Annotated in this window: 14 protein-coding genes; 6 read left to right on the top strand and 8 right to left on the bottom strand. The window is 71.2% G+C overall.

The annotated features are described in order from the left end of the window. Positions 1–52: 52 nt before the first annotated feature. Positions 53–2,146: a 3-hydroxyacyl-CoA dehydrogenase NAD-binding domain-containing protein gene (locus ODJ79_RS21875; RefSeq protein ID WP_263025389.1), complete on the bottom strand. Its 2,094-nt coding sequence runs from the start codon at positions 2,144–2,146 to the stop codon at positions 53–55. Between the two features lie 70 nt (positions 2,147–2,216). Continuing rightward, positions 2,217–3,431, bottom strand: coding sequence for an acetyl-CoA C-acetyltransferase (locus ODJ79_RS21870; protein ID WP_263025475.1), 1,215 nt, complete (start codon positions 3,429–3,431; stop codon positions 2,217–2,219). 89 nt (positions 3,432–3,520) lie between these two features. On the opposite strand from ODJ79_RS21870, the gene ODJ79_RS21865 reads away from it, so the two are divergent. Both ODJ79_RS21865 and ODJ79_RS21860 read left to right on the top strand, forming a co-directional pair. Then, complete coding sequence (locus ODJ79_RS21865) at positions 3,521–4,678, top strand: TetR/AcrR family transcriptional regulator (protein ID WP_263025388.1); 1,158 nt, start codon at positions 3,521–3,523, stop codon at positions 4,676–4,678. 201 nt (positions 4,679–4,879) lie between these two features. Next, positions 4,880–6,622, top strand: coding sequence for an AMP-dependent synthetase/ligase (locus ODJ79_RS21860; protein WP_263025387.1), 1,743 nt, complete (start codon positions 4,880–4,882; stop codon positions 6,620–6,622). A gap of 50 nt (positions 6,623–6,672) precedes the next feature. Here the strand turns inward: ODJ79_RS21860 and ODJ79_RS21855 are convergent, their stop codons facing one another. Continuing rightward, positions 6,673–7,674, bottom strand: coding sequence for an oxygenase MpaB family protein (locus ODJ79_RS21855; RefSeq protein ID WP_263025386.1), 1,002 nt, complete (start codon positions 7,672–7,674; stop codon positions 6,673–6,675). A gap of 66 nt (positions 7,675–7,740) precedes the next feature. Between ODJ79_RS21855 and ODJ79_RS21850 the strand changes: the two genes are divergently transcribed. Continuing rightward, positions 7,741–8,388: a GntR family transcriptional regulator gene (locus ODJ79_RS21850; protein WP_263025385.1), complete on the top strand. Its 648-nt coding sequence runs from the start codon at positions 7,741–7,743 to the stop codon at positions 8,386–8,388. Positions 8,389–8,394: 6 nt separating this feature from the next. Here ODJ79_RS21850 and ODJ79_RS21845 read toward each other — a convergent pair whose 3' ends face one another. After that, positions 8,395–9,813, bottom strand: coding sequence for an aldehyde dehydrogenase family protein (locus ODJ79_RS21845; RefSeq protein WP_263025384.1), 1,419 nt, complete (start codon positions 9,811–9,813; stop codon positions 8,395–8,397). 75 nt (positions 9,814–9,888) lie between these two features. On the opposite strand from ODJ79_RS21845, the gene ODJ79_RS21840 reads away from it, so the two are divergent. Then, on the top strand, positions 9,889–11,013 hold the full coding sequence (locus ODJ79_RS21840) for an acyl-CoA dehydrogenase family protein (protein ID WP_263025383.1): 1,125 nt from the start codon (positions 9,889–9,891) through the stop codon (positions 11,011–11,013). A 13-nt stretch (positions 11,014–11,026) separates the two neighbouring features. Here the strand turns inward: ODJ79_RS21840 and ODJ79_RS21835 are convergent, their stop codons facing one another. Further along, positions 11,027–12,070: an SGNH/GDSL hydrolase family protein gene (locus ODJ79_RS21835; RefSeq protein WP_263025382.1), complete on the bottom strand. Its 1,044-nt coding sequence runs from the start codon at positions 12,068–12,070 to the stop codon at positions 11,027–11,029. A 66-nt stretch (positions 12,071–12,136) separates the two neighbouring features. Here ODJ79_RS21835 and ODJ79_RS21830 point away from each other — a divergent pair, with 66 nt between their 5' ends. Continuing rightward, the gene (locus ODJ79_RS21830; RefSeq protein WP_263025381.1) at positions 12,137–12,871 is read left to right on the top strand and encodes a copper homeostasis protein CutC; all 735 of its coding nucleotides are present in this window, start codon (positions 12,137–12,139) and stop codon (positions 12,869–12,871) included. A 254-nt stretch (positions 12,872–13,125) separates the two neighbouring features. Here ODJ79_RS21830 and ODJ79_RS21825 read toward each other — a convergent pair whose 3' ends face one another. From ODJ79_RS21825 to ODJ79_RS21815, 3 genes are all read right to left on the bottom strand, one after another. Then, a complete protein-coding gene (locus ODJ79_RS21825) occupies positions 13,126–14,220 on the bottom strand; it encodes a hypothetical protein (RefSeq protein ID WP_263025380.1) in 1,095 nt (364 codons plus the stop codon). Between the two features lie 156 nt (positions 14,221–14,376). Next, a complete protein-coding gene (locus ODJ79_RS21820; protein ID WP_263025379.1) occupies positions 14,377–16,086 on the bottom strand; it encodes a ricin-type beta-trefoil lectin domain protein in 1,710 nt (569 codons plus the stop codon). Between the two features lie 148 nt (positions 16,087–16,234). Then, on the bottom strand, positions 16,235–17,260 hold the full coding sequence (locus ODJ79_RS21815) for a glycosyltransferase family 2 protein (RefSeq protein ID WP_317620687.1): 1,026 nt from the start codon (positions 17,258–17,260) through the stop codon (positions 16,235–16,237). A 417-nt stretch (positions 17,261–17,677) separates the two neighbouring features. On the opposite strand from ODJ79_RS21815, the gene ODJ79_RS21810 reads away from it, so the two are divergent. Next, positions 17,678–18,352, top strand: coding sequence for a lytic transglycosylase domain-containing protein (locus tag ODJ79_RS21810; RefSeq protein ID WP_263025377.1), 675 nt, complete (start codon positions 17,678–17,680; stop codon positions 18,350–18,352). The last annotated feature ends 63 nt before the right edge of the window (positions 18,353–18,415 follow it).

Genomic DNA, 18,415 nt, shown 5'->3' with positions numbered 1-18,415 from the left:
CCCGAGCCCGGCGAGGCGAAGGCGGGAGCGCGGCGAGGGCGTTACGCGGCGGCTACTCGAAGGTCTCGCCGGCGCGGGCCTTCGCCAGCAGCAGCGCCGGCGGGGCGAACCGGTCCCCGTACCGAGCCGCCAGCTCGCGTGCCCGATCGACGAACCCCGGCAGCCCGCCCGGGTACTGGTTGACGTACTGCAACACGCCGCCGGTCCAACCCGGATAGCCGATCCCGAGGATCGAACCCACGTTCGCCTCGGGCACCGAGTTGAGCACGCCCTCGTCCAGGCACTTCACGCTCTCCAGGGCCTCGATGAACAGGAAGCGCTCCTTCAGGTCCTCGAGCGGGACCCGCACATCGGGCCGCGCGAACGCCGACAACCCCGCCCAGAGGCCGGCGCGCTTGCCCTCCTCGTACACATAGAAGCCCGCCCCGGACGAACGGCCCGGACGCCCGAACTCATCGATCATCCGATCCATGACCGCGTCCGCGGGGTGTGCCACCCACGAGTCGCCGAGCGCCGCCTGGTACTCGCGGCGGATCTTGCGGGGGAGGGTGAGGGTGAGCTCGTCCATCAGTTGCAGCACCGGCGCCGGATAGCCGGCCTGGCTGCTGGCCTGCTCGATGCTGGCCGGCGGCACCCCTTCGGCGAGCATCGCGAGGCCCTCGCTGGTGAACGTGCCGATCACCCGGCTGGTGAAGAAGCCGCGGCTGTCGCCGACCACGATCGGGGTCTTGCGCAGCAGCCCGACCACCGCGAGCGCCCGGCGCAGCGCCTCGTCGCCGGTCTTCTCCCCGGGGATGACCTCGACCAGGGGCATCTTGTCGACCGGGGAGAAGAAGTGCAGGCCGATGAAGTCGTTCTGCCGGCGGACCCCCTCGGCGAGCAGCGTGATCGGCAGCGTCGACGTGTTCGAGCAGAGAAGCGCGTGCGGCGCCACGATGTCCTCGATCTCGGCGAAGACCCGGTGCTTGAGACCGACGTCCTCGAATACCGCCTCGATCACCAGGTCGGCACCGGCCAGGTCGGTCAGGTCGGCGGTCGGCGTGATGCGATCCAAGAGCTCGGCGTTCCCGCGCCGGCTCACAATCTTTTCCGCGTACGCCTTCCCGCGCGCCGCCGCCTCAAGGGTGACGTCGCGGAGCACCACATCCAGACCGGCCCGCGCGCACACGTAGGCGATGGCCGCGCCCATCATGCCGGCGCCGAGCACGGCCACCTTGCGCACCGGTGGCACCTCGCCGACGTCCCGCTTGTTCACCGTGTTCAGGTCGTAGAAGAACGCCTTGATCATGTTCTTCACGGTCTGGCCGGTGGCGAGGCTCGCGAAGTAGCGGGCCTCGACGGTGAACGCGGCGTCGATGTCGAGTTGGGCCCCCTCCACGGCCGCGCACAGGATCGCCCGGGGAGCGGGGTAGGGCGCGCCCTTGAGCTTCTTCTGCAGATTCGCCGGGAACGCCGGCAGCTGGGCCGGCGGGACGCCGCCCGGGATGCGGTAGCCGGGGCGGTCCCAGGGCTGAGCGGCGTCGGGGTTGTGGTGAATCCAGGTTCGCGCGGCCGTCATCAGCGCGTCCCGATCCGGCACCAACTCGTCGATCAGGCCGAGCTCGCGCGCGGCCGGTGCGCGGTGCCGGGCGCCGGTGAGCAGCACCTCGGTCAGCGCGGTGGCCAGCCCGAGCAGCCGGACGGTGCGCACCACACCGCCGCCGGCCGGCAGCAAACCGAGAGTCACTTCCGGCGCGCCCACCTCCAGTTTGGGGTCGTCGAGGGCGATCCGGCGGTGGCAGGCGAGCGCGATCTCCAGGCCGCCGCCGAGCGCCGAGCCGTTGAGCGCGGCCACCACCGGGCACCCGAGCGTCTCGAGCCGGCGCAGCTGGGCCTTCACCTCGGTGGACTGCCGCATCGCCTCCTCGGCCTGATCGGGGCCGATCGCCCGGAGCCGGTCGAGGTCGCCGCCGGCGAACCAGGACTTCTTGGCCGAGGTGATGATCACGCCGGCGATGTCGTCGCGCTCGGCCTCGAGGCGGTCGATCATCGCGCCCATGCTCCGCACGTACGCCTGGTTCATGGTGTTGGCGCCGCGCGCCGGATCGTCCAGGGTGAGTACGACGATGCTGTCGTCGCCCCGCTCCCAGCGGATCGTCTCGCTCATTGCCGGCCCCCGCTCCGCGGATCGGCGCTCGTCCGCCGTTTTGGTCCGGGCCGTAGCCGCACCGCTGCGCTCACTGGATCACCTCCACGACGGTCGCGGCGCCCATGCCGCCGCCGATGCAGAGCGTGGCCAGGCCGTATCGGCCGCCGCGCCGCTCCAGCTCGTCGACCAGCGTCCCGATGATCATCGCGCCGGTCGCGCCGAGCGGGTGGCCGAGCGCGATCGCGCCGCCGTTGACGTTGACGATCTCCGGGTCGACCTTGAGGTCGTCGACGAAGTGCAGCACCGCCGCCGCGAACGCCTCGTTCATCTCGACCAGGTCGAGGTCGTCGACGGTGAGGCCGGCCTTGTCGAGGGCCTTGCGGCAGGCCGGCGCCGGGCCGGTCAGCATGATCGTCGGGTCGGCGCCGCTGAGCGATGCCGAGACGATGCGCGCCCGCGGGGTGAGGCCCGCTCGCTCGCCGGCCGCCTCCGAACCCACGACCACCAGCGCGGCACCATCCACAATGCCGGACGAGTTGCCGGCGGTGTGCACGTGGTCGATCCGTTCGATCCAGTGGTACTTCTGCAGCGCCACCGCGTCGAAGAAGTCCATCTTGGCGAAGGACGGCGGCAGGGCGCCGAGCCCCGCCATCGTCGTCCCGGGCCGCACGTGCTCGTCGTGGTCGAGCACGACGAGGCCGTTCAGGTCGCGCACCGGCACGACCGAGCGGTCGAAATACCCGTTCGCCTTGGCGTGCGCGGCACGTTGCTGTGACTTCAGCGCGTACGCGTCGACGTCCTCCCGGGAGAAGCCGTCGAGCGTGGCGATCAGGTCGGCGCTGATGCCCTGCGGCACGAAGCCGGTGGCCAGGTTGGTCTCCGGGTCGAGCGCCCACGCCCCGCCGTCCGAGCCCATCGGCACCCGGGACATCGACTCGACACCGCCGGCGAGCACCAGGTCTTCCCAGCCGGAGCGGACCTTCTGTGCGGCCAGGTTCACCGCCTCGAGCCCGGCGGCGCAGAAGCGGTTGACCTGCACACCGGCCACGGTTTCCGGCAGTCCGGCGGCGAGTGCGGCGGTCTTGGCGATGTCGGCGCCCTGCTCGCCGACGGGGGAGACGACGCCGAGCACGACGTCGTCGATGGCGGCCGGGTCGAGGCCGGGCGCGCGCCGCCGAAGCTCGTCGATCAGGCCGGTGACCAGCGCGACCGGCTTGGTGCCGTGCAGCGAACCGGTCTTCTTCCCTCGCCCGCGGGGGGTGCGGATCGCGTCGTAGAGGAACGCCTCATGGCTGCGAATCATGATTAACTTAGTCACGTATAACTGCTTGTTGTCAAGGCTGCTGAAATTCGGCAGGAGAGAATCCGGGCTAACTCGCGTAGGCTGTGCCGGTGCAGAGCCCCACGGTTGGCCGGCGACGGCCGAAGGATCGCAAGGACCGGATCGCGCAGGTCGCGGCCGAGCTCTTCGGCGAGCGGGGCTACCACGGCGTCAGCCTCGAAGAGATCGCGGCCGTGGTCGGGATCAGCGCCCCCGCGGTCTACCGGCATTTCGGCAGCAAGTACGCGATCCTGGTCGCGGCCACCCGCGGTCTGGTCGACGCGGCGCTGACCGCCACCGAGGTCGAGGGTATCCCCGCGACGGTCGACGCGCTCGCCACCTTCGCCGTGACCCACCGCAAGACGGCCGGGCTCTACCAGTGGGAGTGGCGCTACCTGGCCGCGGAGCACCGGCTCGAGTTCGGCGACGACCTCACGCTGCTGCTGCGCCGGGTGGCCGAGCCGCTGCTGGCGGACCGGCCGAGCCTGACCCCCGCGGGCGCCGACGCGATGGCCCGGGCCGTGCTGAGCATCTTCGGCAGCCTGAGCACCCACCGGGCGGTGATCGCGCGGAGCCGGGCCGAGGGTGTGCTCCGCCGGGCCGCGCTCGCGGTGCTGCGGGAGGAGCCGCCCACCCCGGCCGGCCGGCCGTCGGTCGTGCCCTACGCCGTGGTCCGGGTCACCGATCGCCGCGAGCTCCTGCTGGCCTCGGCGATCCGGCGGTTCCGCCACTTCGGCTACCACGCGGTCAACGTTGACGACATCGCGAGCGGGGCCGGCCTCAACGCGTCCAGTGTGTACCGCTACTTCCCGGGCAAGGCCGAGCTGCTCGCGGCGGCGTTCTACCGGGCCTCCGACCGGGTGGCCGAGGCGACCGCGGCCGCGCTGGAGGGCGCGCGGGACGACAAGGACGCGCTGCACCGATTGATCGAGTCGTACGTGGAGCTGACCTTCGAGCGCAGTGACCTCGTCTCCGTCTACCTCGCCGAGAACAACAGCCTGCCCGAGTCCGACCGGCACGAGCTGCGCAAGGCGCAGCGGCTGCACGTGGAGGAGTGGGTGCGGCTGCTGCTCGCCGTCCGACCGGCGCTGGTGGCCTCCGAGGCGCGCGTGCTGACCCACGCCGCGCTGAACCTGGTCACGGACCTGGGCCGATGGGTGCGATTCGATCGGCGCACCGCCATGGACCACCATCTGGTCCGCCTCATGCGGCGCGTCCTGATGGCTTAAGTTAATCTCGCTTCTACCGCCGCGCCAGCCCTGAGATGCGAAAAATCGCGCCATAAGCGCGTAGGTCTTCCCACGAAGTTAATCGTCGTTTACGTTGCCGGGGTGGATACCAACGTAGCTCCGCCGGCTGATGGTCCAGGCTTCGGCAGGGCCACAGCGCGGCGATGCGCCGAGATCGCGTCGGGCCAGACCGTTCCCGCCTTGCTGCACCGCAACGCCACCACCTTCGGCGACCGGCCGGCCCTGAGCATGCTCGGCAGCGACATCACCCGCACCTGGCGTGAGCTGCGCGACGAGATCGCGGCGCTCGCCCGCGGGCTGGCCGAGCTCGGCCTCACCTCCGGCGACCGGATGCTGATCATGATGTCCGGCCGGCCCGAGCACTGGATCGCCGACCTGGCCGCGACCCACCTGGGCGCGGTGCCCTCCACGGTGTACGCGACGCTGGCGCCCGAGCAGCTGCGCTACGTCGCCGCGCACAGCGGCGCCCGGATCCTGGTGCTCGAGTCGCCGGAAGCCCACGACCAGTGGAAGCCGATCCTCGACTCGCTGGCCGAGCCGCCGCGGGTGCTGGTCGTCGGCGGCTCCCTCGAGGAGGCCGCGGCGCGCGGGGCCGACCTGCACCGAGCCGACCCGTCGGTGTTCGAGACGACCTGGCGAAAGATCGTTCCCTCGCAGCCGGTGACCCTGCTCTACACGTCGGGCACGACCGGCGATCCGAAGGGCGTCGTGCTCACCCATGCGAACGTGATCTACCAGTCCGCGGCGCTCGAGGCGACGGTTCCCACGCCCGATCACATGCCCTCGCTCGCGTACCTGCCGCTCGCGCACATCGCCGAGCGGATGCTCGGGATCTACAACCCGATCTATCGGGCCGGGCACGTGACGATCTGCCCCGACCCGGCTCAGCTGCTCGCCGGCCTGGTCGCGGTGCGGCCGGTGTCGTTCTTCGGGGTGCCGCGCATCTGGGAGAAGATGGTCGCCGGCCTGCAGGCCCAGCTCGCCGCGGCCGACCCGCCGGTGCGCGCGGCCGTGGAGAACGCGAGCGCCCTCGCCCTGCAGGCCTACGAGTTGCGCGCCGCCGAGCAGGAGGTCCCCGACGACCTGGCCGCGCGGTTGCTGGCGGTCGACTCGCTGGTGCTGCGGCCGCTGCGGGCCCGGCTCGGGCTCGACAACATGCTGTGGGCGGGCAGCGGCGCGGCGCCCATCCCGGTGGAGGTGCTGCGCTACCTCGCCGGCATCGGGGTCGACGTCCTCGAGGTCTGGGGGATGACCGAGACCACCGGCACGGCGACGATCAACACCCCCGACCATTTCCGTACGGGGACGGTGGGCCGGGTCAACCCGGGCATGGAGCTGAAGCTCGGCGAGGACGGCGAGATCTTCGTCCGCGGGCCGCTGGTCTGCGCCGGCTATCTGCGCCCGGACGGCGAGGTCGCGCCGGTCGTGGATGCCGAGGGCTGGCTCGCGACCGGCGACGTGGGCGTGCTCGACGAGGACGGGTATCTCACGATCACCGACCGCAAGAAGGAACTGATCATCACTTCGGCGGGCAAGAACATCTCGCCCGCGCAGATCGAGAACCTGCTCCGGGCGCATCCGCTGATCGCACAGGCGGTCGCGATCGGCGACCGGCGGCCGTACGTGACCGCTCTGATCGTGCTCGACGAGGAGGCGGCGCCGATGTGGGCCCGCGCCCGCGGCATCACCGATGTCTCGGTCGACTCGCTCTCCTCCGATCCCGCGGTGCTGGCGGAGATCGGCGAGGCGGTGGCCGCCGCCAACGCCCGCCTGGCCCGGCCCGAGCAGGTCAAGACCTTCCGGGTGCTGCCCACGGTCTGGTCCCCGGTGAGCGGCGAACTGACCCCGACGCTCAAACTCCGGCGGCGGGTCGTGCAGGAGCGGTACGCGGACACCATCGACCAGCTCTACTCCGAGCGGTAAAGCCGGGACGAGCCCGGCCGGGTCACTCGACGCGACCCTCCCGGGCGTCGTCAGGCGCGGCGTAGGTGTTCGACCGGGAGGTCCGGGCAGTGGCGCCCCGGCGTCGTCAGGCGCGGCGTAGGTGTTCGACCGGGAGGTCCGGGCAGTGGCGCCCCGGCGTCGTCAGGCGCGGCGTAGGTGCTCCACCGGGAGGTCCGGGCCGGGCGCGGGGCGCCCAGGTCCGCCGGCTGGTAGCCGGTCGGGTAGCCGGGGTAGGTGCGGTTGCGCTTGGAGACGCCCAGGACCGAATGGCGGCGCGGGGGCAGCAGGCGTACGGCGGCGGCGCGGGCGTGCAGGCCGCCCGATGCCACCTTGCCCACCCAGGCCGGGGCGGGATCGAAGCCGAAGGCGCGCAGCATCGGCTCGTCGAGCATGCCCCGGACGCCGAGCCGCACCGCGGGGCGCAGGAAAGCCGGGAACCAGGCGGCGAACAGGCCCACCGTGTACTCGCCCACCCGGCGGTTGGTGTCCGAGTAGACGAAGTGCTCGGCTTCGTAGGCGCGCTTGAAGGCGGCGAACTCGTCGTAACTCGCCGGGATGTCGTGGATGCCCATCCGGGTGCCGACGGCGCGGTAGTAGTGGAACGCGGCCAGCCGCTCGTTCTCGTGCAGCGGGCGCCAGCCGTACCGGGCCAGCCACGCGATCGGGTCGTAGACGAAGGTGGACAGCACGTAGAGCATGTCGTCGTTGGCGATGGCGTAGCGGCCGTGGGCCCGGTTGACCACCCGCAGCGCCTCGCGGCCGCGCGGCGAGTCGTAGCCGTGGGCGGCGATCTCGCCCATCAGCAACGCCGTGTCGTCGTAGCGCTGCTGGGGGCGCTTCTCGAACTCGCCGGTCGCGGCCAGCAGGCGGGAGATCGTGGGCACGCAGTACGTGCGGAACAGCGCGAACTCCAGGGCCCGGGTGTAGTCCCAGGGGAACTCCAGGCCGGCCGAGATCTGGTAGATCTCCAGGTGGTCGCGGGCCGGGTCCAGGGCGGCGATGCGCCGCAGGTTGCGGTGTCGGCCGAACATCAACCCATCAACTCCCTCACTCGGGGCGATCAGGCCATCGTATTTGATATTTGATACCGTCGGCCCATGCGACCTCAGCTTTCCGACGAGGTGGCCACCGCGCTGCGGGAGCGGATCATGTCGGGCGAGCTGCGTCCGGGCGCCCGGATCCGGCTCGAGGAGGTCGCCGCCCAGCTCGGCGTCAGCATCACGCCGGTGCGCGAGGCGCTGCTGACCCTGCGCGGCGAGGACATGGTCGAACTGCAACCCCGCAAGGGGTACGTGGTGGCGCCACTCGCCAAGCAGGACATCGCCGACCTGTTCCAGCTGCAGGGCGACATCGCGGGGGAGTTGGCCGCCCGGGTCGCCGAGCGGATCACCGACGCGCAGCTGTCCGAGCTGACCGTGGCGAACGCGGCGTTGCTGCGCGCCGCGCGGGCCCGGAAGGTCGACGAGATCGAGCGGCTGGAGTACGAGTTCCACCGCACCATCAACCGGCTCGCCGACGCCCGCAAGCTGAGCTGGTTCCTGCACACGGCGACGCGCTACACGCCGGCCCGGTTCTACGCCGCCGACCAGGCCTGGCGGGCGAGCATGCGGCAGGACCACGAACTGCTGCTGGGCGCGTTCGAGCAGCGCAGCCCGGCGGCCGCCCGCACCATCATGACCGGCCATTTCACCGACGGCGCCGCGCTGCTCATCAAGCACCTGGATGACCTGGCCATCTGGACCTGATCCGGATCACTTGGCGCCGCGGGCGTGGCGCATGCGGAACACCCTGACCGCCCGATCCAGTACGGCCTGGTCGCGGCCCAGCCTCATCAGGTCCAGCGGCGCCTTGAAGCGCTGCCAGGTGACCGACTGGGCGCGGCTGAACTCGCGCAGCCCGTCCGGACCGTGGATGCGTCCGAACCCGGAGTCGCCCACGCCGCCGAACGGCAGGGCCGGCACCGCCGCGAAGCCGAGCACGCCGTTGACCGAGGCGGCCCCGGTGCGCAGGCGCGCGGCGAGCCGAACCGCCTCGCGCCGGTTCCGGGAGAAGATCGAGGCGGCCAGGCCGTACGTGGTGGCGTTCGCCCGGCGGACCGCGTCGTCGAGGTCGTCCACGGGATTGACCACCAGCGTCGGGCCGAAGGTCTCCTCGGTCATCGCCGCCGAGTCCTCCGGGACGTCGGTGAGCACCACCGGGAAGATGTACGGCGGCCGCACCGCCTCCGGGCCGCCGACGACCGCCGTGCCGCCCCGGGCCACCGCGTCGTCGATGTGCCGCCGCACGATGTCCACCTGCGACGGCACCGTCATCCGCCCGTACGGCAGCTGGTCGCCGTCCTCCGGGAGCGCCGACGCGATCGCCGAGAGCCGATCGACGAACTCCCGGTAGACCGGCCGCTCGACATAGACGCGCTCGACGCCGGCGCAGGTCTGCCCGGCATTGCCGAACCCGCCGAACGCCGCCGCCTTGGCCGCCGCGTCGAGGTCGGCATCGGCCGCCACGATCATCGCGTCCTTGCCGCCACCCTCGATCACCACCGGGGTGAGCGTCTGCGCGCAGGCCGCCATCACCTTGCGCCCGGTGGCGGCCGAGCCGGTGAACGCCACCTTGTCCACCCCCGCCGCGCACAGCGCCGCCCCGACCGCACCGTCCCCGGTGACCACCTGCAACACCGGCTCACCCACCGCCGAACTCCACGCCTCCGCGAGCCACTGGCCGGTCCTCGGCGTGTGCTCGCTCGGCTTGAAGACCACCGCGTTTCCCGCCGCCAGCGCGTACGAGAGGGATCCCATCGGCGTGTAGACCGGGTAGTTCCACGGCCCGATCACCCCGATCACGCCCAGCGGCCGGTACGCCAATGCCGCCCCCTGATCGGCGGCCAGCAGCCCCGACCGCACCCGCCGCCGGCGCAGCACCCGGGACGCGTTCCTCGCCGCCCAGTCGAGATGCTCGACGGCCAGCATGATCTCGAGCAGCGCGTCGCCGACCGGCTTGCCGGTCTCCTCGCTGATCACGGCAGCCAGCTCGTCCGAGCGGGCCGCGACGGTGCGTTTCCAGGCGAGCAACCGGGCCCGCCGTTCGTCGAAATCGAGCGCGCCCCACCAGGTGGCGGCGCGGCGGGCGGCGGCGAGAGGAGCTTGCAGGCGGACCTCGGTGGTGGCGACCATGACACCCTCCAGATTTGATATTTGATATGCTACGTTCGCTGTCAATCCCAGGTACCAGCCCCGGAAGGGATTGACATGTATCTCGACTTCACCGACGAGCAGCGCGCCTTCGCCGAGGCGGTCACCGACTTCTGCAAGCGCGAGGCCGGCACCCGGCAGCGGCGCGACGAGCTCACCGACGGCGGCCGGCACGCGCACAACCAGGCCCTCTACCAGAAGCTCGCCGATCTCGGCTGGCTCGAGGTGGCGCTCGGCGAGCGGATGGTCGACACCTGCCTGTTCCTGGAGCACACCGCGTACGGGATGGCGCCGATCGGCGGGTTCGCGACCTCGTCGATCGTGGCCGGGGCGATCCAGCGTTTCGGCTCGCCGGCGCAGAAGGCGGCCGTGCTCGGCGGGGTCGCGGCCGGCCGGACGTATGCGATCGCCATGTCGGAACCGGAGGCGGGCTCGGACGTCGCCGCCCTCGCCTGCCGCGCGGAGGCCGCCGACGGCCGCGGTTACGTCATCGACGGGCAGAAGACGTGGTGCTCGAACGCGCACTTCGCCGATGCGATCCTGCTGGTCGCGCGCACGTCGGGCGGGCCGGGCGAGCACGAGGGGCTCACCATGCTGCTGGTGCCGGCCGACGCGGCCGGGCTGCGGATCAGCGGCATCGACACGATGGGCGGCCGTGAGGTCAACGACCTGTACTTCACTGGCTGCGCGGTGCCGGCCGACGCCGTGGTCGGCACCGCCGGGCAGGGCTGGCGGCAGCTGATGGCCGGGCTCAACCTGGAACGGCTCATCCTCGCCGCGTTGATGCTCGGCACCGCCCGCCGCGCCTTCGACGACGTGCTCACCTACGTGCGCGACCGGCGCCAGTTCGGCCGCCCGATCGGCAGCTTCCAGGCGCTGCGCCACCGGATCGCCGACCTGGCCACCGAGATCGAGTGCTGCAAGTTACTGGTGTATCGCACCGCCGCATTGGTCGATCGCGATCCGTCCCGGGTGCTGCCCCGGGAGAGCTCGATGGTCAAACTCAAGACCACCGAGGTCGCGCGCGAGGTGGCGCTGGCCGGCATGCAGATGATGGGCGGTTACGGCTACGCGACCGAGTACGACATGGAACGCCACGTTCGCGCCGCCCTGGTCTCGACCGTCTACGGCGGCACGAGCGAGATCCAGCGTGACATCATCGGAAAGACGTACGGCCTATAGATCTTGGCGGTCGTCAGATCTTGGCGGCGATGATCGGCGCCAGCCGGTCGGTGATCTTGCGATGGCCGGCGTCGGTCGGATGCGTGCCGTCGGTGAAGTCGGCGCTGGTCAGCCAGCCTTCCGTGCTGACGTAGAAGACGTTCGCGTCGCCGGCCGCCGCGCGGGCCTGCACCGCGGCCTGGGTCTGCACCCCGAACCGCTTGCTGAAGGTCTCCATCGCGAAGATCTTCGCGTTCGGGTACTTCGCCCGCACCTCCTCCAGGAGATGCAGGTAGTGCGGCTGGAAGGTGGTCGTGTGCGTGCCGTGCGCGAGATCGTTGGTGCCCAGGTTGATGATCACCGCGTCGGCCGTGTACCGGCTGAAGTCCCACGCCGGTGAGTTCGCGGCGCTGCTGAGCCGGAGGAAGTAGTCCTCCAGGCCCACGCAGCCGTCCGCGGTGGTGACCAGGCACGCCCCGCCCTGCGCGATCTGGGTGTGCCGGGCGCCGAGCCGCTCGCCGATCAGCCACCCGTACGCGGTCAGCGCGTTTTCCGAGGTGGTGGTGCCTACGGTGATCGAGTCGCCGACGAACTCGAGGAGCTTCGCCGGCCGGGCCGGCGCAAACGTTGCCGCCCCGGAGTCGAGCACGAGCCCCTGGAAGATCGCATCGCCGTGGTACGAGCCGGCCACCACCCGGTACGAGACGCGTAGTGTGTGCCGCCCGGCGGCGAGCTTCGTCGGGGTGAGATCCACCGTGCCGGTCCGGTTGGTCAGGTACTTGTCGGCGCCGCCGTCGATCGAGTAGTAGAGGTCGATGCTGTTGCGCTGCTTGAGTTTCACGGTGGTCCCGGTGAACCCGGTGCTCAGGTACGCGCCCGCCCACTCCGGCAGGTAGCCGCCGGCGTTGCCGGTGTCCCACCGCCCGACGAAGGCGATGTTCGGGTCGGTCGGCGACCCGTCGCCGGTCGCCGCGACCGCTCCCGTAAAGGCACCGCGAGGCCTGGCCGATGCGCTCGCCGCGGCGGGCAGGATCGGCGTCAGCAGGGCCAGGGCGGCAACGAACGCCAGGCGTTTCATGCAACATTCCTTTCCGGTACGGGTCGGGAGCGCTCCCACATTTATAGCAGTCGATATGATCCGATCATGGGCATGGTGGATTTCGAGCTCGCGGTCCAGGACACGCACGGCCTTCGGGTGGCCGCGCGGCTAGGCGTCGATCGGGTCGAGTTGGGCACGGCCCTGGCGCTCGGCGGCCTCACCCCGTCCCGGGGCCTGATCGAGACGGCCGTCGAGACGCCCGGTATCCCGCCGGTGCACGTGCTGGTCCGGCCCCGGCCCGGCGGCTTCGACTACGAACCCGACGAAACGACGCTCATCCTGCGCGACATCCGGAATGTTCGAGCGGCCGGAGCGGCCGGCATCGTGGTGGGCGGTGTGCGCGAGGGCAGGGTGGACGCCGACCTCGTCGAGCGGGTCGTCGCGGCGGCCGGCGAACTGCCGGTGACCTTCCACCGCGCGTTCGACACGCTCGCCGATCCGCAGCGGGCGGTGGAGACCCTGGTTCCGCTCGGCGTCCGGCGAATCCTCGCGTCGGCGACCGACCTGGACCGGCTGGCCGGAGCGGTCGACGCCGCGGCCGGCCGGATCGAGATCATGGCGGGCGGAGGAGTCCGGCCCGACCTGGTCGACGAGATCGTCCGCACCGGTGTGGACGCGATACATGCCTCGGCCAAGCACACCGTCGGCGCCCCGGTCGGCGTCACCCTGGGAAGCTCCGCCCAGGCCGGCAGCCAGGGGCGGGAAACCACCGACGAGCGCCAGGCCGCCCAGATCATGGCCACGCTGCGACTGGCGCAGGCGCCCCGAAACCACGCCTGACCGGCCCCGCCCCGGCCCGCCGGCCCCGCCCCGCCCCGCCGGCCCCGCCCCGGCCCGCCGGCCCCACCCCGGCCCGCCGGCCCCACCCCGGCCCGCCGGCCCCGCAGGGCCGTCGGGCCGCACGGCTCACGGCGCCGCGGGAACGCTGCGGGACCGTCGGGCCGCACGGCTCACAGCCCCGCGGGAACGCTGCCGGACAGTCGGACCGCACGGCTTATGGCCCCGTGAGAACGCCGCCGGGCGCGTCGCACGGCTTACGGGCCCGCGGGCACCGGCCGCAGCGCCTCGAAGCGCACCTGACTCACCGGCCGGAACCGGTCGTCCAGGGTGATCAGCAGGCTGAGCAGCACCGCGAAGAACAGCGCCACCCCCAAGTTCAGGTCCCCGCCCACCTGGTTGAGCACCCAACTCGCGCCCACCACCAGCCCGGCGTTGACCACCGCCCGCAGCCCGAACGCCGCCGCGGCCGACTCCGCGCTCCCGGCCCGCCGAGCCACCCCGAGGCTGATCGCCACGTTGACCACGACGAACGCCGCGATGCCGACGAACAGCTCCAGCTCGCTGGATTGCACCCCGGGCAGCACCTCGCCGTAGATCACCGAGAGCAGCCCGATGAGCACCACCTTCTCGAGGGTGGCCGACGACCAGATCTGCCAGTGCTGCGCGACCCACCGGTCCCGGTCGGCGGCCGTGTCCATCTCCGCCGGCAGCGGCTCGGCCGCCACGCGCAGCTTCCACGCCGGCTCCGGCAGCCGCGGCCACAGCCATAGCCAGATCCAGAGCGTGGCGCCGATCGCCAGCGCCGCGAGGATCGGGATCAGCACGGGGTGGGCGGCGACCGTGTCGGTGAAGTCCAGCTGGGCGACGTGGATCCACCACTCCTGCGGCAGCTTCACGAAGACCCAGATGCACCCCGCGGTGATCACCCAGCGTCGGAAGCTCACGGTCATCGGGTTCCACCGCAGGCGCACGATCTCGTACGCGATGAAGAAGTACTCGAAGGTGTTCGGGAAGATCAGGAGCAGGATCCGGTTGTCGAACAGCTCGAAGAGCACCACGCCGACCAGCCGGTAGAAGAACAGGAAACGCGCGACCTGGTACGCCGGATGGCTCGTCCAGTTGCGCAGCACCGACAGGTAGGCGACGGACAGGTAGAACATGTCCATCGCCTTGTCGTAGCCCTGGTAGCCGGGCGGGTCGAAGCCGAACCACTGGAAGATCGTCTGGTCCATCCCGTCGATGACCAGCGCGAGCACGATGGCCGGCAGCGGGAAGCGTGGGATGAACAGCGGCACGACGAAGCGCGCGCCCAGCACCGTCAGGAAGACCAGTGTCGCCTGTGCGCTCATGACCCGGCCCTCCGGCAGCTGGATTTTCCGGATAGTCCCAGGTGGATCCGCGGGCACACAAGGATTCCGCAGACCTTTCATCTGCTGCGGATGAGGGGGGTGTGCCGCTACTACTGGCAACGGAACGGGCCGCGGGTGCGGCCCGTTCCGATCCGATCAGGCCAGGGCGAACTTCTGCGCGCCCGAGGAGTTGCAGTCCCAGATCTGCAGGCGGGTCCCGTTCGCGGTGGCGCCGGACGGCGAGTCGATACACCGGCCGGTGGTCGGGTTGGACATCGAGCCGTCGCCGTTCACCACCCAGTTCTGGTATCCGCCGCCGTTGCAGGTGGCCAGCTGCAGCTTGGTGCCGGCCGCGTTGACCCCACCCGCGATGTCCAGGCACCGGCCCAGCGAGCGCAGGGTCTGCCCGCTCCAGGTCCACTTCTGGTCCTTCGACGTGGCCTGCTGGCAGTCCCAGAGCTGCACCGCGGTGCCGTCGCCGCCGGTGTCGTCGCCGGCCACGTCCACGCACTTGCCGCCCGGCCCGTAGATCGGGGTGCCGATGGCGAACTTCTGCGCGCCCGAGGAGTTGCAGTCCCAGATCTGCAGGCGGGTGCCGTTGGCCGTGGCGCCCGAGGGCGAGTCGATGCACCGGCCGGTCGTCGGGTTGCGCAGCGAGCCGTCCGGCTGCGTCACCCAATTCTGGTAGCCGCCGCCGTTGCAGGTGGCCAGCTGCAGCTTGGTGCCGGCCGCGTTCACCCCGCCGGCGATGTCCAGGCACTTGCCGAGCGTCTGCAGCGTCTGCCCGCTCCAGACGTAGTGCTGGTCCTTGGCATACGACTGACAATCCCACAGTTGTACGGCGGTGCCGTCCCCGCCGGTGTCGTCGCCCGCGACGTCCACGCACTTGCCGCCCGGCCCGGCGATGGTCTGCCCGGTCACCGTGCCGCCTCCGCCGCCGCCCGAGCCGCCCTTGTTGTAGACCGCCACCGAGTCGATCACGAGCTTGCCGCCGGAGACCGTCGAGGCGTTCGGCCCGCCGCCGAAGGCGTCCGGGAAGCCGCCGCCCATCGCCAGGTCGTAGATGATGAAGAACGGATGGTCGACCGCGTTCGCCCAGGTGGTGGCGTCCACCGCGGTCGCCTGGACCGTGAAGAAGTTGCTGCCGTCCAGGTAGAACCGGATCTGCTCGGGCGAGGTCGAGCGGTCGATCTCGACGGCGTAGTCGTGGAATCCGGTCTGGCAGCCCGGACAGGCCCGCTCGCCGGAGCCGATGCCGGTGGACTCGTTGCACGGCCCGCCGGGGTTGACGCCGCAGTGCAGGGTGCTGAACAGCGAGCCGCGGCCGTTGATGTCCTCCATCACGTCGATCTCGCCGGAGCCGGGCCAGGCGACGCCGGAGCGCAGCGGCGCGCCGAGCATCCAGAAGGCCGGCCAGTAGCCCGCGCCGTTGGCGGTGTTCACATTGGGCTGCTGCAGGATGGACTCGATCCGGACCACGCCGCCGGCGGCCGCGCCGAAGGTCGCCGCCTGGGTCTCCACCCGGCCGGAGGTCCACCCGGCGCGCGGGTCCGAGCCGGAGTGCAGGGCCTGCAGCACCAGGTGGCTCTGCCCGTCGTAGTAGACGTTCGAGGTGCTGCTGGTCATGGTCTCGATCTCGCCGGTGCCGAAGCTGCTGCCCGGCCCGGTGTCGTACTTCCACAGGCCCTGGTCGATGCCGGTGCCCGCGGCGCCGTTGAAGTCGTCGCTCCAGGTCAGCGTGAAGCCCGCGGGCGGGGCCGGCACCGAGGCCTGTGCGCTGTCGGCCACGGCGACGACGGCGGTCAGGGGGAGGGTGGCCAGGGTCAGAAGAGAGAGCGCTCTCCTTCGCGTGATTCTCCAGCGCATTTTCGAGCCTCCGGGGATGTGTACGCCCCCGGCGGGGTCCGGGTGGCTTAACACATCAGAAACGCCGAAGACTCATTTGTGTCAATGAGTCTTCGGCGTTGTCGGCCCGACTTTCCCCGGTTTGTTGCCCGCTCACCGCACCCGGGCGTCAGCGGCGTCCGGCCAGCTCGACGGCCTCCGTGGTCTCCTCGTCGGCGGTGTCCATCGCGATCAGGTACTGCGGGCGGTTCTGCAGGGCCGCGTAGATGCGTCCGATGTATTCGCCGAGCAGGCCGAGGCAGATCAGCTGGACGCCGCCGAGCAGCAGCACGGCGATGTACAGCGACGTCCAGCCGGGCACGACCGCGCCGAGGCCCCAGGCCACCAGGCCACTGACGATCAGCGCGAGGCACAGCAGGAAGCTGAGCAGCCCCAGCCAGGTGGCGATCCGCAGCGGCGTGGCCGAGAAGCTGGTCACGCTGTCCAGCGTCAGCTTGATCATCTTGCTGAGCGGGTACTTGGTCTCGCCGGCGACCCGCTCGGCCCGTACGTAGGTCACCTCGGCCGAGGAGAAGCCGAGCGAGGGCACCACCAGGCGGTAGACCGGCCGCTGCTCGGGCAGGCCGTTGAGCACGTCGACCACCGTCCGGCTCATCAGCCGGAAGTCGCCCGCCTGGTCGCTCACCCAGGGGCCGACCAGGCGGCGCATCGTCCAGTAGTAGACGCCGGCCGTGCGCCGCTTGAAGACCGTGTCCGTGCTGCGGTCGTTGCGTACCCCGTAGACGACCTCGACGCCCTGCTCGCGGGCCACGGCCAGCATCTCGCCGATCGTCTCCGGCGGGTCCTGCAGGTCGGCGTCGATGCTGACCACATAGTCGCCGTGGGCCGAGCGCAGGCCGGCGGCGAGCGCGGCCTGGTGCCCGGCGTTGCGGCGCAGCGAGACGATCCGCAGCTGCGGCCAGTCGGCGCGCAGCTGGAGCAGCCGGGCGACGGTCGCGTCGGCGCTGCCGTCGTCGACGGCGACCACCTCGTACGTGACGCCGAGGCCGTCGAGGACCGGCCGCAGCCGGGCCACGAAGTGGTCGACGGCCTCACGCTCGTTGTACATCGGGGTAACCACGGAGAGCGTAAGCGACGACACGGTTCTCTTCCTCCTCCGCGGTGCGCCATGAGACCAGAGGTACGGTAGGGGCATTTGTCAATAGTTGAACGCCATTCAGCTGGCACCCGGCCGGAAGACTAGCCGAATCGGACCGTCCGGCCCAGCGTGGGACCGTCGGTCCAGGGCCGCCGCTCGCCCTCGCGGCTCATGGTCGTCGATGCCCTGGTCACCGGGCCCCGGCCGGCCTGAGCCGGAGAATCACCCGATCGAAGGACCCGATCAGAAGCTTGAGCAGGATGCCGCCCGCACAGATCGGGGCCGGCCGGGCCACCTGGAGCTCTGCTGGTACTGCACCGGCAGATGACCCGTGCCGCCGGTGGCGACCGGAAGATCGACCAGCAGCGGGCCATCCGCCTGCCGGGCCAGCGGCCCGCCCGAGGTTGCCGCTACGATGCCCGGTGCGGCGTATCCCCCCGGGCGTCGCCTTCGGCCCCCGGCGAAGGGAAGATCGTGAATCGGCAGTGGAGCCGGGTCGGCGTGCGCGTCGCGTCGGTGGTCCTGCTGGTGGCCGGCGCCGCCGGTGGTTTCTACCTGGGTGAGGGGCGCCAGGTCCGGCCGGTCGGCCAGGTCGATCTCTCCGCCCAGGCCCAGATCGACGAGGTACAGCTGCTGAAGGCCCGGCAGAACCAGCACGTCGCCGCCCGGGCCTGGCAGCGCGAGGCCGAGTCGGAGGCCGCCGACAAGGCCGCGGTCGAGGCGAGGAGCGCGGCCGGCAAGGCACACGACCTGGCCCAGCGGGTGGTCGCCAAGCGGGCCGCGGAAAAGGCGAAGAAGTCCGGCGCGACGGTCCCGTACAACGGGCCGATCCCGTCCTCGTGCCAGGAGTTCGTCGGCAACCGGGCCACCGGCTGCGCGCTGATGCTCGAGGCCGGCTTCGCGATCGACCAGTTCCCGTGCCTGAACAACATGTGGAACAAGGAGAGCGGCTGGAACCATCGGGCCGAGAACCCGAACGGCGCGTACGGGATCCCGCAGGCCTTCCCGGGCAGCAAGATGTCCTCGGTCGCGGACGACTGGCGGACCAACCCGGCCACCCAGATCAGGTGGGGCCTCGGGTACATCAAGGGCAAGTACAAGACCCCGTGCGGCGCGTGGACGCACTGGGAAGCCAACCACTCGTACTGATTTCGCTCTTCACATTCACGTAATCGCATTGTTCAATGTTTGGGAGCGCTCCCATCGACTCCC

The sequence above is a fragment of the Actinoplanes sp. KI2 genome, from assembly GCF_025630775.1.
Lineage (GTDB): Bacteria > Actinomycetota > Actinomycetes > Mycobacteriales > Micromonosporaceae > Actinoplanes.
This window is presented reverse-complemented; position numbering and strand designations above follow the sequence as displayed.

Excerpts from the sequence above, each read along its gene's own strand:
- ODJ79_RS21875 (WP_263025389.1), bottom strand. The coding sequence starts at position 2,146 with ATGAGCGAGACGATCCGCTGGGAGCGGGGCGACGACAGCATCGTCGTA.
- ODJ79_RS21870 (WP_263025475.1), bottom strand. The coding sequence starts at position 3,431 with ATGATTCGCAGCCATGAGGCGTTCCTCTACGACGCGATCCGCACCCCC.
- ODJ79_RS21855 (WP_263025386.1), bottom strand. The coding sequence starts at position 7,674 with ATGTTCGGCCGACACCGCAACCTGCGGCGCATCGCCGCCCTGGACCCG.
- ODJ79_RS21850 (WP_263025385.1), top strand. The coding sequence starts at position 7,741 with ATGCGACCTCAGCTTTCCGACGAGGTGGCCACCGCGCTGCGGGAGCGG.
- ODJ79_RS21845 (WP_263025384.1), bottom strand. The coding sequence starts at position 9,813 with ATGGTCGCCACCACCGAGGTCCGCCTGCAAGCTCCTCTCGCCGCCGCC.
- ODJ79_RS21840 (WP_263025383.1), top strand. The coding sequence starts at position 9,889 with ATGTATCTCGACTTCACCGACGAGCAGCGCGCCTTCGCCGAGGCGGTC.
- ODJ79_RS21835 (WP_263025382.1), bottom strand. The coding sequence starts at position 12,070 with ATGAAACGCCTGGCGTTCGTTGCCGCCCTGGCCCTGCTGACGCCGATC.
- ODJ79_RS21830 (WP_263025381.1), top strand. The coding sequence starts at position 12,137 with ATGGGCATGGTGGATTTCGAGCTCGCGGTCCAGGACACGCACGGCCTT.
- ODJ79_RS21825 (WP_263025380.1), bottom strand. The coding sequence starts at position 14,220 with ATGAGCGCACAGGCGACACTGGTCTTCCTGACGGTGCTGGGCGCGCGC.
- ODJ79_RS21820 (WP_263025379.1), bottom strand. The coding sequence starts at position 16,086 with ATGCGCTGGAGAATCACGCGAAGGAGAGCGCTCTCTCTTCTGACCCTG.
- ODJ79_RS21815 (WP_317620687.1), bottom strand. The coding sequence starts at position 17,260 with ATGCCCCTACCGTACCTCTGGTCTCATGGCGCACCGCGGAGGAGGAAG.